At 71.8% G+C, this 15,409-nt stretch carries 11 protein-coding genes; 8 read left to right on the forward strand and 3 right to left on the reverse strand.

Annotation, left to right across the window (positions count from 1 at the left end; all coding sequences use genetic code 11):
- The first annotated feature begins 186 nt into the window (after positions 1 to 186).
- Genes ACFV20_RS14925 through nirD form a run of 3 tightly spaced genes read left to right on the forward strand, consistent with a single transcriptional unit; the run spans position 187 to position 4,369 of the window.
- Positions 187 to 1,404, forward strand: a complete 1,218-nt coding sequence (locus ACFV20_RS14925) for an NAD(P)/FAD-dependent oxidoreductase (protein WP_385656302.1) — start codon at positions 187 to 189, stop codon at positions 1,402 to 1,404.
- Positions 1,404 to 4,022, forward strand: a complete 2,619-nt coding sequence (nirB, locus tag ACFV20_RS14930) for a nitrite reductase large subunit NirB (protein WP_385656304.1) — start codon at positions 1,404 to 1,406, stop codon at positions 4,020 to 4,022. The genes ACFV20_RS14925 and nirB overlap by 1 nt, the downstream gene beginning before the upstream one ends.
- On the forward strand, positions 4,019 to 4,369 hold the full coding sequence (gene nirD / locus ACFV20_RS14935) for a nitrite reductase small subunit NirD (RefSeq protein ID WP_385656306.1): 351 nt from the start codon (positions 4,019 to 4,021) through the stop codon (positions 4,367 to 4,369). The genes nirB and nirD overlap by 4 nt, the downstream gene beginning before the upstream one ends.
- Positions 4,370 to 4,555: 186 nt before the next feature.
- On the opposite strand, the gene ACFV20_RS14940 is transcribed toward nirD, so the two are convergent.
- Both ACFV20_RS14940 and ACFV20_RS14945 read right to left on the reverse strand, forming a co-directional pair.
- Positions 4,556 to 6,256 (reverse strand): SulP family inorganic anion transporter, encoded by a 1,701-nt coding sequence (locus ACFV20_RS14940; protein ID WP_385656308.1) that lies wholly within the window; start codon positions 6,254 to 6,256, stop codon positions 4,556 to 4,558.
- Positions 6,257 to 6,366: 110 nt separating this feature from the next.
- Positions 6,367 to 6,972, reverse strand: coding sequence for a carbonic anhydrase (locus ACFV20_RS14945; protein ID WP_385656310.1), 606 nt, complete (start codon positions 6,970 to 6,972; stop codon positions 6,367 to 6,369).
- Between the two features lie 217 nt (positions 6,973 to 7,189).
- Here ACFV20_RS14945 and ACFV20_RS14950 point away from each other — a divergent pair, with 217 nt between their 5' ends.
- From ACFV20_RS14950 to ACFV20_RS14970, 5 genes are all read left to right on the forward strand, one after another.
- Entirely contained in the window at positions 7,190 to 8,026 is an 837-nt protein-coding gene (locus tag ACFV20_RS14950; protein WP_385656312.1) for a response regulator transcription factor, read from the forward strand.
- Positions 8,023 to 9,513: a sensor histidine kinase gene (locus tag ACFV20_RS14955; protein ID WP_385656314.1), complete on the forward strand. Its 1,491-nt coding sequence runs from the start codon at positions 8,023 to 8,025 to the stop codon at positions 9,511 to 9,513. The genes ACFV20_RS14950 and ACFV20_RS14955 overlap by 4 nt, the downstream gene beginning before the upstream one ends.
- A 247-nt stretch (positions 9,514 to 9,760) precedes the next feature.
- Positions 9,761 to 10,918 carry an alkaline phosphatase PhoX gene (locus ACFV20_RS14960; protein WP_385656316.1) on the forward strand — a complete coding sequence of 386 codons (1,158 nt, stop codon included), beginning with the start codon at positions 9,761 to 9,763 and terminating at the stop codon, positions 10,916 to 10,918.
- A gap of 109 nt (positions 10,919 to 11,027) precedes the next feature.
- Positions 11,028 to 11,522 (forward strand): excalibur calcium-binding domain-containing protein, encoded by a 495-nt coding sequence (locus ACFV20_RS14965; RefSeq protein ID WP_385656318.1) that lies wholly within the window; start codon positions 11,028 to 11,030, stop codon positions 11,520 to 11,522.
- Between the two features lie 92 nt (positions 11,523 to 11,614).
- Positions 11,615 to 12,133 (forward strand): NUDIX hydrolase, encoded by a 519-nt coding sequence (locus ACFV20_RS14970; RefSeq protein WP_385656320.1) that lies wholly within the window; start codon positions 11,615 to 11,617, stop codon positions 12,131 to 12,133.
- A 197-nt stretch (positions 12,134 to 12,330) separates the two neighbouring features.
- Here ACFV20_RS14970 and ppdK read toward each other — a convergent pair whose 3' ends face one another.
- Positions 12,331 to 15,078, reverse strand: a complete 2,748-nt coding sequence (ppdK, locus tag ACFV20_RS14975) for a pyruvate, phosphate dikinase (protein WP_385656322.1) — start codon at positions 15,076 to 15,078, stop codon at positions 12,331 to 12,333.
- Positions 15,079 to 15,409 lie beyond the last annotated feature (331 nt).

Genomic DNA, 15,409 nt, shown 5'->3' on the forward strand with positions numbered 1-15,409 from the left:
CCGCCGTCGCCCCGGCAGGGGAAGCCTCACAGCCCGCCGTCGCCCCGGCAGGGGAAGCCTCACAGCCCACCGTCGCCCCTGCCGGGGAAGCCTCACATGCGGCCCCCTCCCCCGCTGAGGGCAGCGTTCCCCGTGGGAAACAGAGGTGATGCTGCCGGGTAACACCGGCACCGCACGCTCGGATGCATGACCTCGAATGAGCGTGTGGTGGTGATCGGCACCGGCCTCGCGGGCGTACGGCTCGCCCGGCGGCTCGGTGAGCTCGGCACGCCCGCGCTGCTGATCGGCGAGGAGGAGCACCGGCCCTACAACCGGGTGCTGCTCGCCGAGGTGCTGGCCGGACGGTACAGCCCGGAGGTGATCGCCCTGCCGGCGCCGGCGCGGCTCGTGCGCGGCCGGGTCGTCGGTGTCGACCGCGCGCAGCGGACCGTCACCTGCGCGGACGGGACGGTGATCGCATACGACCGGCTCGTCCTCGCGACCGGCTCCAACCCCGTACTGCCGCCGCTGCGCGGGCTGTTCACCGAGAACAGCGAACTGCCCGAGGGCGTCCACGCCTTCCGCACCATGGACGACTGCCTGGGGCTGTCGAAGGCGGTCCGGCCGGGTGCGCGGGCCGTCGTCGTCGGCGGCGGTCTCCTCGGCGTGTCCGCGGCCCGGGCGCTGGCCCTGCGCGGCGCCCAGGTCGTCCTCGCCCAGCAGTCCGAGCGGCTGATGGAACGCCAGCTCGACCCGGCCGCCTCGAAGCTCGTGCAGCGGCATCTGACCGACCTGGGCGTCGAGGTGCACACCGAGTGCCGCGTGCGGGACGTGCGCTGCGTCGCGGGCGCGGTCCGCTCGGTGGAGATGGCCGACGGGTACGCGCTCGACGCCGACCTGGTCGTCGTCGCCTGCGGGGTCCACCCCCGGGTCGGTCTCGCGCAGGCCGCCGGGCTCACTGTGCGCAAGGGTGTCGTCGTCGACGACGAACTGCGCACGTCCGACCCGTTCATCCACGCCGTCGGCGACTGCGCCCAGCACGCCGGCGTGCTCTACGGACTCGCCACTCCCGCACTCGAACAGGCCGACGCACTGGCCGAGTTGCTGGCCGGGGACGCGAGCGCCCGCTACACCGGCACACGCTCGCTGACCCGGCTCACCCTCACGGGGCACGACAGCCCCTTCGACCTCGCCGCGTTCGGCGAGACCGAGGCACTCCCGGGCGACGACGTCGTCCAGCTCGCCGACGCCACGCGCGGCACCTACCGCAAGGTCGTCGTCCGTGACGACCGCCTGGTCGGCGGGGTCCTCGTCGGCGAACTCGGCACCGTCGGCGCGCTCGCCCGCGCCTGGGAGGGAGCAGAGCCGCTCCCCTCCGACGGCGGCCCCCTGCTCCACCTGCTCACCAACGATGGAGGCTCCTGATGACCGCCACCCCGGAGGCCACGGAGGCCACCCCCACGATCGTGCTCGTCGGCCACGGCATGGTCGGCCAGCGCTTCCTCGAAGCGCTCGCCGAGCGCGGCCTGACCGCCACGCACCGCGTGGTCGTCCTCTGCGAGGAGCCGCGTCCGGCCTACGACCGTGTCGCCCTCACCTCGTACTTCGCGGGGAAGACGCCGGACGACCTGTCCATGACGGACATGCGGTTCATCGAGGACCACGGCATCGAGCTGTACGTCGGCGACCCGGCGGTCCGCGTCGACCGCGAGGCCCGCGAGGTCACCGCCACGTCCGGTGCGGTCTTCGCCTACGACACCCTGGTCCTCGCCACCGGCTCCTACCCCTTCGTCCCGCCGGTCCCGGGCAAGGACGCCGAGGGCTGTTTCGTCTACCGCACGATCGAGGACCTGCTCGCGATCGAGGAGTACGCCAAGTCCAGGGCCACGGTGGGTGCCGTGGTCGGCGGCGGGCTGCTCGGCCTGGAGGCCGCGGGAGCGCTGAAGGGCCTCGGACTCACCTCGCACATCGTGGAGTTCGCGCCGCGGCTGATGCCCGTCCAGGTGGACGACGGCGGCGGTGCCGCGCTGCTGCGCACCATCGAGGGGATGGGGCTGACCGTCCACACGGGCGTGGGCACGCAGGAGATCCTGGTCGACTCCGAGGGTGCCGTCACCGGCATGAAGCTCTCCGACGGCTCCGAACTCGCCACCGACATGGTGGTGTTCTCCGCCGGTGTGCGGCCCCGCGACCAGCTGGCCCGCGACTGCGGTCTGACGGTCGGCGAGCGCGGCGGCATCACGGTCGACGAGCAGTGCCGTACGGTCGCCGATCCGCACGTGTTCGCGATCGGCGAGTGCGCGCTGGCCTCCGACGGCCGGGTGTACGGCCTGGTGGCCCCGGGTTACGAGCAGGCGGAGACGGCGGCGGCCACCATCGCCTCGGACGAGGCGTCCTTCACCGGCGCCGACCTGTCCACCAAGCTGAAGCTGCTCGGCGTGGACGTCGCGTCCTTCGGCGACGCGCACGGCACCGCCGAGGACTGCCTGGACGTCGTCTACTCCGACTCCCGCGCGGGCCTGTACAAGAAGCTCGTCATCGGCCGGGACGGCACGCTGCTCGGCGGCATCCTGGTCGGCGACGCGGAGGCCTACGGCACGCTGAAGGCGTTCACCGGCTCGGTCCCGCCGGTCTCGCCCGAGTCGCTGGTGCTGCCCGCCGGCGCCGGGGAGTCCGTGCAGCTCGGCCCGTCGGCCCTGCCGGACGACGCGATCGTCTGCTCCTGCCACAACGTCTCCAAGGGCACGATCCGCGGCGCGGTCACCGACCACCGGTGCACGACGGTGCCCGAGGTGAAGAAGTGCACCAAGGCGGGCACCGGCTGCGGCTCCTGCGTCAAGGTCCTCGGCCAGCTCGTCAACGCCGAGCTGGAGGCGAGCGGCGTCGAGGTCGACAAGGGCCTGTGCGGCTGCTTCGCGCAGACCCGCGAGGAGCTCTACGAGATCGTCCTCGCCCTGCGTGTCACCACCTACCAGGACCTGCTGGATCGGCACGGCCGCGAGGAGGCCCGGGGCGGTGACGGCTGCGAGGTCTGCAAGCCGGCCGTCGGCTCGATCATCGCCTCCCTCGCCCCGACGATCGGCGCGAGCGGTTACGTCCTGGACGGCGAGCAGGCGGCCCTCCAGGACACCAACGACCACTTCCTGGCCAACCTCCAGAAGAACGGTTCGTACTCGGTCGTGCCGCGCATCCCCGGCGGTGAGATCGCCCCGGAGAAGCTGATCGTGATCGGCGAGATCGCCCGGGACTTCGGCCTCTACACGAAGATCACCGGCGGTCAGCGGATCGACATGTTCGGCGCCCGCGTCGAGCAACTGCCGCTGATCTGGGCCCGGCTGGTCGACGCGGGCTTCGAGTCCGGCCACGCCTACGGCAAGTCGCTGCGCACGGTGAAGTCCTGCGTGGGCCAGACCTGGTGCCGCTACGGCGTCCAGGACTCCGTGAAGATGGCGATCGACCTGGAGCTGCGCTACCGGGGCCTGCGCTCCCCGCACAAGCTCAAGTCGGCGGTCTCCGGCTGCCAGCGCGAATGCGCCGAGGCCCAGTCGAAGGACTTCGGCGTGATCGCCACGGCCAACGGCTGGAACCTCTACGTCGGCGGCAACGGCGGAGCGACGCCGCGCCACGCGGACCTGCTCGCGCAGGACCTGTCGGACGCCGAACTGGTCCGCCTGATCGACCGGTTCCTGATGTTCTACATCCGCACCGCCGACCGCCTGGAGCGCACGTCGACGTGGCTGGAGCGGATCCCCGGCGGCCTCGACCACGTACGGGACGTCGTCGTCCACGACTCGCTCGGCATCTGCGACGAGCTGGAGCAGCAGATGCGGGCGCATGTCGCGCACTACCGCGACGAGTGGGCCGAGACCGTCAACGACCCCGAGAAGCTCGCCCGGTTCGTGTCCTTCGTGAACGCCCCGGACACCCCGGACCCGGTCGTCGCCTTCGTGCCCGAGCGCGACCAGATGAAGCCCGACCTGCCGCTGCTGTCCATCGGCATGCGACCCGCCGCCGACGTACTGGAAGGAAGCGCCCAGCGATGACCCTGGCACCCGAGACCACCGACCTCAAGATCGAACTCGCCCTCGACGACGACTGGTTCGCGGTCTGCGACCTGAGCACGCTGCTGCCGGGGCGCGGGGTGGCCGCACTGCTGCCGGACGGCCGGCAGGCCGCGGTCTTCCGTGACCGCTCCGGCGACCTGTTCGCCATCGACAACCGCGACCCCTTCACCGGCGCGGCCGTCCTCTCCCGGGGCCTCACCGGCACCCACCAGGGCCGCCCCTTCGTCGCCTCGCCCCTGCTGAAGCAGCGCTTCGACCTGACGTCCGGCCAGTGCTTGGACGACGAGTCGGTCCGGGTGACGGCGTACAAGGTGCGGGCCTCGTAGCCACCTTTCCTGACCTACGGCGTGGTCCGTTCCCACCGGTGGATCTCGGGCAGCTGCGGCTGAACCGGCCCTCGGCACCGACGCGGTGGCGTGCACGCCCGGCCGGGTGTGCACGCCACCCCGGCATGCCCGGCAGCGGGACGTGCCGGGCAGCGCCGTGTGCAGGTGTCCGGCGGCGCGGGGGTCTCAGCCCACGAGGGGCGAACGCGCCTGCGCCTGTTCCTCCGGCAGGGGCCGGGTGTCGAGGTAGAACCACTCGGCGTCGGCGGTGGGCCAGGGCGGTGGTTCGGCCGCGGCCACCTCCGGTGCGGGGACAGGGCGCCTCGGCAGCGGCGCCGTCGCCGGAGCCTCGAAGACGGGCGTCCCGGAACCGGCCTGCGGCGCCTCCCCCGGCATCAGCAGCTCCACCCGCCGCCCCAGCCCACGCTGCTGCGCGGTGAACTCCTCGACCTGGTTGCGGCAGGCGTGGTCCAGGTGGGTCACACCGGTCAGGTCGAGACGGATCCGGGGTGTGCCGGACGCGGCGGCCGCCTCCAGGGCGTCGATCACCTTCGGCAGCCGCAGGAACGTGGCGTTGCCCGCCATGACGACCTTCGCCGTGTCCCGCTCGACGTGCTGGCGGACCACCGTCTGCGACATACGCAGCGCGGCCAGCACGATCCCCGCGGCGAGACCGAACAGCACGCCTTCCAGCAGCGCCGTCGCCACGATGACCAGCATGGTCAGCGTCATCACGGCGAACTCGCCCTTGTCCTGCCGCCACATCCTCGGGAACTCGGCGGGCCCGAACAGTTTCCAGCCGCTGTGCACGAGGACACCGGCCAGCACCGAGATCGGGATCAGTGCGAGCACCTGCGGCAGCAGCAGCGCGAACGCGAGCAGCCACAGGCCGTGCAGGGTGCGGGAGAGCCGGGTCTTGGCCCCGGCCTGGACGTTGGCCGAACTGCGCGCCACCACCGCGGTGACGGGGAGCGCGCCGAGGATGCCGGCGACGGTGTTGCCGGCGCCCTGCGCGATCAGCTCGGTGTTGTAGCGGGTGCGGGGACCGCTGTGCATGCGGTCCACGGCTGCGGCCGTGAAGAGGCTCTCCGCGGACGCGATGACCGTGAAGGTGAGGACGGCGGTGATGATCGTCCCGTCGGCCAGTCCCGCGAACTGCTCCGCGCCCGGCACCTGCACCGAGTCGAGCAGGTTGCCCACTTGGAGCGTCTTCACGCCGACGCCGGGCAGCGCCGCGACGACCACGCCGATGCCGACGGCGACCAGGGCGGCGGGGATCTTCCCGGCCGGTCCGGGCACCTTCTTCCACACGAAGCTGAGCACGATCGTGGCGACGCCGAGCAGCGTGGCGATCATCGCCTGCGGGTTCGTCAGAATGCCGGCCAGCAGCCCGGGGATCCCGGCCATGTTCTCGATCGGGGTGCCGGGCGCCCTGGCGTCGGCCATCGGGTAGGCCTGACTGAACATCAGCGGTACGCCGATGCCCGCGAGCATGCCCTGGACCACGGCCACGGAGATGGCCTGGAACATCCGGCCCAGGCGTACCAGTCCCAGGACGATCTGGAGGAGGCCGGCGAACAGGACGATCACGCCGAGCATGGCCACGCCGACCTCGGCGACGGTCTCCGCGACCAGCGCGGCGAGGCCCGCGGCGGGGCCGCTGACCTGGAGCGTGCTGCCACGGACCGCGCCGACGACCAGTCCGCCGATCACCCCGGAGATGATCCCGAGCTCCGGCGGGACACCGGAGGCCACGGCGACACCGATGCACAGGGGCAGGGCGACCAGGAAGACGACGAGCGAGGCGGTGATGTCGGTGACGAGATCCCCCTTGCCTCTCCCCTCACCGCCGTCCCCTTTGCCGCCGGGGCCCGTGGCGCCGCTCATCACGGCACGCAGCGTCCCGCCGACCCCACCACCCCCCTCGCCGCCCGGCAGCCCCCAGGATCGCCCGCCCCCCGGGCCCGACCGTGTCCTGCCCCGCGCGTGTGCCCCGCTCACGCGGCGTGCACCCGGAAGTCACCGTCGTCGCCGAGTTCGTGCACGAACCCGGTGTCGACCTCGTAGTACCAGCCGTGCAGCCGGAGCCGGCCCGCGTCGAGGCGTCGCCGCACCACGGGGTAACTCCGCAGTGAGGCCAGTTGGTTGACGACGTTGCCCTGGGAGACCTCCGGCAGGGACGGGTCGTCCGGCGCGGTTCGGAGGACCGGGGTCAGTTCGGGGCGGGCGATGCGCAGCCACGCGTCCACGCCGGGCAGTGCCGACAGGTCGTCGCCGGACTTCAGCGCGCCCATCGCACCGCAGTGTGAGTGACCGCACACCACGATGTCCTGAACCCCGAGCACCTCCAGTGCGTACTCGATGGTGGCCGCCTCTCCACAGGCCCCGGGCCACCCGTAAGGCGGCACGATATTGCCCGCGTTCCGGAGCTCGAATATCTCCCCGGGGCGCGCAGCCGTGATCATCGCGGGTATGACACGAGAGTCCGAACAGGTGATGAACAGCACCTCCGGATATTGCCCTTCAGCCAGTTTCCGAAATGCGCCTTCGTCGAAATCGACGCGCGTCCTGAACGCACGGGCGCGCTGCAGTAAAGCCTGCAAGATACTCTCCTGAGCTGGGTGTTCATCCGACGCAGCCCACCGTAGACGGCCGACCTACAGAGGAAGGTTAAGTAAAGTCCAGAGCCCGGACAGCAAGGGAACATTCTTTGGCCCCGTTTCCGGATCCGGCGTCTTCTTGTAGCGTGTGAACTCCGCGGCGGAGAATGCGAATTGACGCTGCGCGGATTCACGCCGGTTTCACCGAGAGACAGGACCCATGGGCCTACGAGTGCTGCTCATCGAAGACGACGAGACGATCGCCGAGCCGCTCGCGGAAGGGCTCGGCCACTTCGGGCTGACGGTCGACCACGTCGCCACCGGGACGGACGGCCTGAGAGGGCCGTACCACGACGTCGTCCTGCTCGACCTGGGGCTGCCCGACATGGACGGCATCGACGTCTGCCGCGGCATCCGGCAGGTGTCGGACGTCCCCATCGTCATCCTCAGCGCGCGCGGCGAGGAGGCCGACCGTGTGCTGGGGCTGGAACTGGGTGCCGACGACTACCTGGCGAAACCTTTCAGCGTGCGGGAACTGGTCGCCCGGGTCCGCGCGGTGACCCGCCGCACGCACCGCGGCACCCCACAGGCCCGGCAGGCCTTCCCGGAGACACCGGGCGCCCGGTCCGTCCCCGAGCCGCCGCCGTGGGAACCGGCTCCGGCCCCCGCCCCCGAGCCGGCCCCGGCACTGTCCTACGAAGCCCCGGCGGCCACCTCCCACGCCCCCGCCCCCGACCCGCCGCACGACCCGGGCCCGCTCGTCGTGGACCGCCGCACCCGCCAGGTCTGGGTCGGCGACGCCCCCGTCCCGCTCACGCCCAAGGAGTTCGACCTGCTGGCGCTGCTCAGCGAGGATCCGGGCGCGGTCTACTCCCGGCAGCAGATCCTCGACCGCGTCTGGGACCCGCACTACGACGGCCCGACCAAGACCCTGGACGTCCATGTGGCCGCGCTGCGCCGCAAGTTGGGGCACCCGGCGTGGATCACGACGCTGCGCGGTGTCGGCTTCCGTCTGTCGGTGCACACGGGGCCCGCCGCGCAGGTGGCCTCTCCGTGACCCGCCGGCTGTTGCTCAGCTACCTCAGCCTCGCGGCGTTGGTGCTGCTCTGCCTGGAGATCCCGCTGGGCTTCGTCTACTCACGCGGTGAGCGGGAGCGGGTCGTCAACGCGGCGAAGGACGAGGCCGAGTCGGTCTCCGCGTACGCCGCGCTGTCTCTCGCGGCGGGCCGGGCCGCGCAGGACCTGCCCGCGCGGGTGGCGCACTGTGCGGAGCGCATCGGCGGGAAGGTGGTGGTCGTCGACGCCTCGGGCACGCCGCTCGCCGCCTCGCACCCCCTGCACGCCGAGATGTCCGGCTCGCTGGCCGCCCGGCCGGGCATCGCGGCGGCGCTGCGGGGCGACTCGACCGTGGACGTGCGCACGTCGCGGATCGGCGGTGTGGAGTACCTGTCGGTGGCCGCGCCGGTCGGACAGGAGGCACGGCCGGTGGGTGCCGTGTGGCTGACGGTGCCGACCCGGACGGTGCACGAGCGCGTCCACCACGTGTGGCTGCTGCTCGCCCTGGGCGGACTGGCCGTGCTCACGGCGGTGGCCGTGGTCGGCTTCGCCTTCGCCCGCTGGGCCGGCCGCCCCATCCGGGAACTGGAGGACGCGACACACGAGTTGGCCGAGGGCGGTGGCCGGTTCACTCCGGTGACGGTCACGGCGGGGCCGCCGGAAGTACGCAGTCTGGCCGCCGCGTTCAACCACACCGCCGCTCGGCTCGCCCATCTGCTGGCCTCCCAGAGGGCGTTCGCGGGCGAGGCCTCGCACCAGCTGAAGACGCCCCTGGCGGCGTTGCGACTGCGCCTGGAGAACCTGGAGCCGTACATCGCCGCCCGGGCCCGGGGCAGCCTGACCGCCGCCGTCACGGAGACGGACCGGCTGGCCCGGATGGTCGAGCACCTGCTGGCCATGGCCCGGCTGGAGGAACACGCGGCGATCCCCACCGGTGTCGACCTCGGGGCGGTCTGCACGGAGCGGCACCGGACCTGGCAGCCCCTGTTCGAACGGGAGGGCGCCTCCCTCGTGCTCTTCACGGGGAGCGCGGTCCCGGTGCTGGCGGTGCCGGGGGCCGTCGAGCAGATCCTGGACAACCTGCTGTCCAACGCCCTGCGGGCCTCCCCGGCAGGCAGCACCGTCACGATCGAACCGCGCCTCCAGGCCCCGCCCCGGCGGGTGGTGCGCGACGGCCGCCCGGGCTGGGTCGACCTGCACGTCACCGACGAGGGCCCGGGCATGACGGAGGAGCAGCGAAGGCGCGCCTTCGACCGTTTCTGGCGCGCCCCGGGTGCTCCCAAGGGCGGTACGGGGCTCGGCCTCGCCCTGGTGCAGCGCCTGGCCCACGCCAGCGGCGGCGAGGCGGCCCTGCGCGCGGCGGCGACCGGCGGCCTGGACGTGGTGATCCGGCTGCCCGCCGCGCGACCGCAGGGCGAGCCCGGCCCCGGCCCGGGCGACGACCACCCGAGGAGGCCGAGACGGGAGGCACCGGCACTGCCCGCGTGACCGCGGACCCGCGCGGCCCTCACGACGCCGGGACGGCCCGGCGACAAGACCCGACCCGGTCGCCGTGGCGCGGGCGGACAGGCGCCAGGCGGACAGGCGGACAGGCGACGGCACCCGGCATGCCGCCCCACGGTCACGAGCTGGCCACGCTCCGTCAACCCGGCCCCCCTAGCGTCCTGTGCGCCTCCCCCACGCACGACCCTGCCGTCGACCGGCGGCGGGGCGGTACGCCACCTCTGGAGTGAGAGTGGAACGTCGTAGCCTTCTGCGTGCGGCCGTCCTCGGCGGGACAACGGCCGCTCTGGGCGGAACCCTGTGGCGCGGGGCCGCGTACGCGGCCCCGGCCCAGCCCGGTGCCGGCCCCTACGGGCCGCTGGGCTCCCCGGACGCCAACGGCATCAGACTCCCCGCCGGCTTCACGAGCCGGGTCATCGCCCGGTCGGGCCAGCGGGTCGGGACGACCTCCTACACCTGGCACAACGCCCCGGACGGCGGCGCCTGTTACGCCGACGGCTCGGGCTGGATCTACGTCTCCAACTCCGAGATCAACCCCTCGGGCGGCGCGAGCGCGGTGAAGTTCTCCTCCTCGGGCGCGATCACCGGCGCGTACCGCATCCTGTCCGGCACCCGGCAGAACTGCGCGGGCGGCAAGACGCCGTGGAACACCTGGCTGTCCTGCGAGGAGGTGTCCCTCGGCTACGTCTACGAGACCGACCCGTGGGGCACGAACGCGGCGGTGCAGCGCGCGGCGATGGGCCGTTTCAAGCACGAGGCGGCGGCGGCCGACCCGGTGCGCAAGGTGATCTACCTGACCGAGGACGAGACCAACGGCCGCTTCTACCGCTTCGTCCCGACGACTTGGGGCAACCTGTCCTCCGGCACGCTCCAGGTGATGGTCGCGGGCAGCGCCACCAGCGGCTCCTTCACCTGGACCGACGTCCCCGACCCGGACGGCTCCCCCACCGCCACCCGTTCCCAGGTCTCCGGCTCGAAGTCCTTCAACGGCGGCGAGGGCTGTCACTACGCGAACGACACCGTCTGGTTCACCACCAAGGGCGACAACCGCGTCTGGCAGCTCAACCTGCTGAACAACACCTACGAACTGGCCTACGACGACTCCCTCGTCAACGGCACGGCCCCGCTCACCGGCGTCGACAACATCACCGGCGCCGCCTCCGGCGACCTGTTCGTCGCCGAGGACGGCGGCAACATGGAGATCTGCGTGATCACCCCGGACGACGTCGTCGCCTCGTTCCTGCGCGTCGACGGCCAGTCCGCCTCGGAGATCACCGGCCCGGCCTTCTCCCCGGACGGCACCCGCCTGTACTTCTCCAGCCAGCGCGGCACGAGCGGCAGTTCCTCGGGCGGCATCACCTACGAGGTGACGGGCCCGTTCCGCTCGTAGCCGACCCGTCCGGCTTCATGTGACCATCACAAGTCGGTCACTCCTCCCTCACGCAGGGCCGCCCGGTCCTACGGTCATCCCCTCACGCATCAGCCCTGGGGGGATGACCATGACCCATCCGTACACCGGCCCGCACAACAGCCCCTACCCCGCACCGCCGGTGCCGGGGCCCGGCGGACCGGCGCCCCGCTGGGCCCGGAAGCGCTACGTACTGCCCGCCCTCGGACTCGCCCTGTTCGTGGGTGTCGGCATCGGCACGGGCGGCGGGAAGACCACGGACGACGCGAAGCCCGCGTCCGCCGCGCCCCGGCCCACCGTCACGGTCACCACGACGACCACCGCCACCGCGACGCCGCCCGCGAAGGAGCCGGAGCCCGCTCCCACCGTCACGGCCACGAAGACCGTCGAGGTCACCACCACGGTGACCGCACGACCGGCGGCGGGCGGGGGGTCCGGCGACGACGGCTCCGGGGGCGGCGAGGACGTGTACTACGGCAACTGCAGCGAGGTCCGTGCCGCCGGTGCCGCCCCCATCCACCGGGGTGAACCCGGGTACGCCTCGCACCTGGACCGGGACGGCGACGGGGTCGCCTGCGACATCTGAGCGGGATGTGCCGGTGACCATCGGCGGGTACGGCCGTTCCACCGGTTGGGCAGTTCGCAGCGGGCTGTCCAGCCGACGGAAGGAACACCACCGTGGACACGACCGTGCCCGTCCCCAACGCGCCGGGGGTGCTGCCCCGTGCCGAGTGGATCAAGACACTGCCGCAGACCGTCGTCGCGTCCTGCGTGCTGCTGCTCGACGACCAGGACCGGATCCTGCTGCTGCGCTACGCCGAGGGCCTGCCCGCCGCGGGGCTCTGGGGGCTGCCGGGCGGCATGCTCGACCAGGGTGAGGACCCCGTCGGGGCGGCGCGCCGGGAGCTGCACGAGGAGACCGGCATCGCCCTCGAAGGGGACCTGCGGTTCCTCGGGTACGACCACCGGGCCGACGTGCTGGGGACAGGGCCGGTGATCGACTTCTACTTCCACGGCGGCCGGCTCCCGGCCGGGCAGCCCCTGCGGCGCAGCTCGGAGCACGACGACCACGGCTTCTTCGCCCTCGCCGACCTGGGATCCACCCCGCTGGCGACCGGCCTGCCCACACTCACCGCCCTGCTGACCGCGGCCCGGACCGGCACCGCCGTGTGCCTGCGGGAGGGCGTCCCCGGCTAAGCGGGACGTGCGGACGCGGAAAGGCTCGCTGGAGGGGGAACGGCTGCCGGGACGGGCGAGAAAGCTTCCCGGGCGGCCGGGGACGCCGAAGGGGCGGCACCTCCGCACAGGTGCCGCCCCTTCGTCTCGTGCTCCGGAGCCGCCGCGATCGGTGAGGGTCGGGGACCGCCGACGGCTCCGGGTTCTCTACGCCCCGGTCAGCGGTGGTCGCTGCCCTGGGACTGGACCGCCGCCCGGCCCGCCTCCAGGCGGGCCACCGGGATGCGGAACGGGGAGCAGGAGACGTAGTCGAGTCCGACCTCGTGGAAGAAGTGGACCGACTCCGGGTCGCCGCCGTGCTCGCCGCACACGCCGAGCTTGAGGTCGGGCCGGGTCTCACGGCCGGCCTTGGCGGCCAGCTTCACCAGCGAGCCCACACCGTCCTTGTCGATCGTCTCGAACGGGGAGACACCGAAGATGCCCTTCTCCAGGTACGCCGTGAAGAACGAGGCCTCCACGTCGTCCCGGGAGAAGCCCCACACCGTCTGGGTGAGGTCGTTCGTGCCGAAGGAGAAGAACTGCGCGGCCTCGGCGATCTGGCCGGCGGTCAGCGCGGCGCGCGGCAGCTCGATCATCGTGCCGATGGACAGCTTCAGCTGCGCACCGGAGGCCGCCTCGACCTCGGCGATGACCTGGTCGGCCTCCTCGCGCACGATCTCCAGCTCCTGGACCGTGCCCACGAGCGGGATCATGATCTCGGCGCGCGGGTCGCCCTTGGCGGCCTTGCGCTCGGCCGCGGCCTCGGCGATCGCCCGGACCTGCATGGTGAACAGGCCGGGGATGACCAGACCGAGACGCACACCGCGCAGACCCAGCATCGGGTTCTGCTCGTGCAGCCGGTGCACGGCCTGGAGCAGGCGCAGCTCGTTCTCGTGCGGCTCCTGGCGGGACTCGGCCAGGGCCACGCGGACGGACAGCTCGGTGATGTCCGGGAGGAACTCGTGCAGCGGCGGGTCGAGGAGGCGGATGGTGACCGGCAGGCCGTCCATCGACTCGAAGAGCTGCACGAAGTCCTGCTTCTGCAGCGGCAGCAGCTGCTTGAGGGACTCCTCGCGCTCGGCGTCCGTGTCGGCCAGGATCAGCCGCTCCACGAGCTCGCGCCGGTCACCGAGGAACATGTGCTCGGTGCGGCACAGGCCGATGCCCTGGGCGCCGAAGCGGCGGGCGCGCAGCGCGTCCTCGGCGTTGTCGGCGTTGGCGCGCACCCGCAGGCGGCGCTTGCGGTCGGCGAAGGCCATCATGCGGTGGACGGCCTCGACGAGCTCGTCGGCGTCGTCGGCGCCCGGGTGCATCCGGCCCTCGAAGTACTCCACGACCGGCGACGGCACGACGGGTACCTCACCGAGGTAGACCTTGCCGGAGGAGCCGTCGATGGAGACGACGTCGCCCTCCTCGACGACGTGTCCGCCCGGGACCGTCATCCGGCGGCGCTTGGTGTCGACCTCCAGCTCCTCGGCGCCGCAGACACAGGTCTTGCCCATGCCGCGCGCGACGACGGCCGCGTGGGAGGTCTTGCCGCCGCGGGAGGTGAGGATGCCCTCGGCGGCGATCATGCCGTCCAGGTCGTCGGGGTTGGTCTCACGGCGGATCAGGATGACCTTCTCGCCGGAGCGGGACCACTTGACGGCCGTGTAGGAGTCGAAGACGGCCTTGCCGACGGCCGCGCCCGGGGAGGCGGCGATGCCCCGGCCGACCTGCTCGACCTTCGCGCTCTCGTCGAAGCGCGGGAACATCAGCTGGGCGAGCTGGGCGCCGTTGACGCGGGTGAGCGCCTCGGCCTCGTCGATCAGGCCCTGGTCCACCAGCTGGGTCGCGATGCGGAAGGCCGCGCCCGCGGTGCGCTTGCCGACGCGCGTCTGGAGCATCCACAGCACACCGCGCTCGATGGTGAACTCGATGTCGCAGAGGTCCTTGTAGTGGTTCTCCAGCGTCTCCATGATCTGCATCAGCTGGTCGTACGACTTCTTGTCGATCCGCTCCAGCTCCGCGAGCGGCACGGTGTTGCGGATGCCCGCGACGACGTCCTCGCCCTGCGCGTTCTGGAGGTAGTCGCCGTAGACGCCCTGGTGGCCGGAGGCGGGGTCGCGGGTGAAGGCGACGCCGGTGCCGGAGTCGGGTCCGAGGTTGCCGAAGACCATGGAACAGACGTTGACGGCCGTGCCCAGGTCGTGCGGGATGCGCTCCTGGCGGCGGTAGAGCTTGGCCCGGTCGGTGTTCCAGGAGTCGAAGACCGCGTGGATGGCGAGGTCCATCTGCTCGCGCGGGTCCTGCGGGAAGTCCCGGCCGGCCTCGGTCTTGACGATCTTCTTGAACTTGGTGACGAGCTTCTTGAGGTCGGCCGCCTCCAGCTCGGTGTCGACGGTGACCTTCTTGGCCGCCTTGGCCGCGTCCAGCGCGTCCTCGAAGAGCTCGCCGTCGACGCCCAGGACGGTCTTGCCGAACATCTGGATGAGGCGGCGGTAGGAGTCCCACGCGAAGCGGTCGTCGCCGGCCTGCTTGGCGAGGCCCTGGACCGACTTGTCGGACAGGCCGATGTTGAGGACGGTGTCCATCATGCCGGGCATGGAGAACTTGGCGCCCGAGCGCACGGACACGAGCAGCGGGTCGTCGGCCTGGCCGAGCTTCTTGCCCATGCGGGCCTCGAGGGCGTCGAGGTGCGCGCTCACCTCGTCACGCAGTGCCGCCGGTTCCTCACCGCTGTCGAGGTAGGTCTTGCAGGCCTCGGTGGTGATCGTGAAGCCGGGCGGGACCGGCAGACCGAGGTTGGTCATCTCGGCGAGGTTCGCGCCCTTGCCACCGAGGAGGTCCTTGAGGTCCTTGTTGCCCTCGGTGAAGTCGTAGACGAACTTCACGCCCTCAACGCTCGCGGCCTGCTCGGCTACCGGGAGATCTTTGTTTTCCGACACGGGTCTCGACTCCTCGAGGACGCGGTGGCTGCCCTGACGGCGAGGAACATACCCAGATCAAAGGCGTCTGGGTACGTCCACTCGTGCGTCATGCGCCTGTAACCACTCGTCCGCCAGCGGATCGAAAGTCAAGGCTGGGCAAGCGATCGCAGCCGCATGTTTTCACTTCTTGAACGCAAGAACCTCCCTGAAGCCCTCCGGACGCTCATATGAGCAGAGTTTCCGCACATCTGATTTCGCTCGATGAACGATCAAAGGGTGGCACTCAGTGCCACCCTTTGGAGAAGTGCAGCCGCTCAAGATCCGCTCATCTGAGCGCAACCCTTATCAG

It is taken from the genome of Streptomyces sp. NPDC059696, from assembly GCF_042733745.1.
GTDB lineage: Bacteria > Actinomycetota > Actinomycetes > Streptomycetales > Streptomycetaceae > Streptomyces.

Coding starts and splice junctions, on each gene's coding strand:
- nirD (WP_385656306.1), top strand. CDS start 4,019: ATGACCCTGGCACCCGAGACCACCGACCTCAAGATCGAACTCGCCCTC.
- ACFV20_RS14950 (WP_385656312.1), top strand. CDS start 7,190: ATGGGCCTACGAGTGCTGCTCATCGAAGACGACGAGACGATCGCCGAG.
- ACFV20_RS14940 (WP_385656308.1), bottom strand. CDS start 6,256: ATGAGCGGCGCCACGGGCCCCGGCGGCAAAGGGGACGGCGGTGAGGGG.
- nirB (WP_385656304.1), top strand. CDS start 1,404: ATGACCGCCACCCCGGAGGCCACGGAGGCCACCCCCACGATCGTGCTC.
- ACFV20_RS14925 (WP_385656302.1), top strand. CDS start 187: ATGACCTCGAATGAGCGTGTGGTGGTGATCGGCACCGGCCTCGCGGGC.
- ACFV20_RS14965 (WP_385656318.1), top strand. CDS start 11,028: ATGACCCATCCGTACACCGGCCCGCACAACAGCCCCTACCCCGCACCG.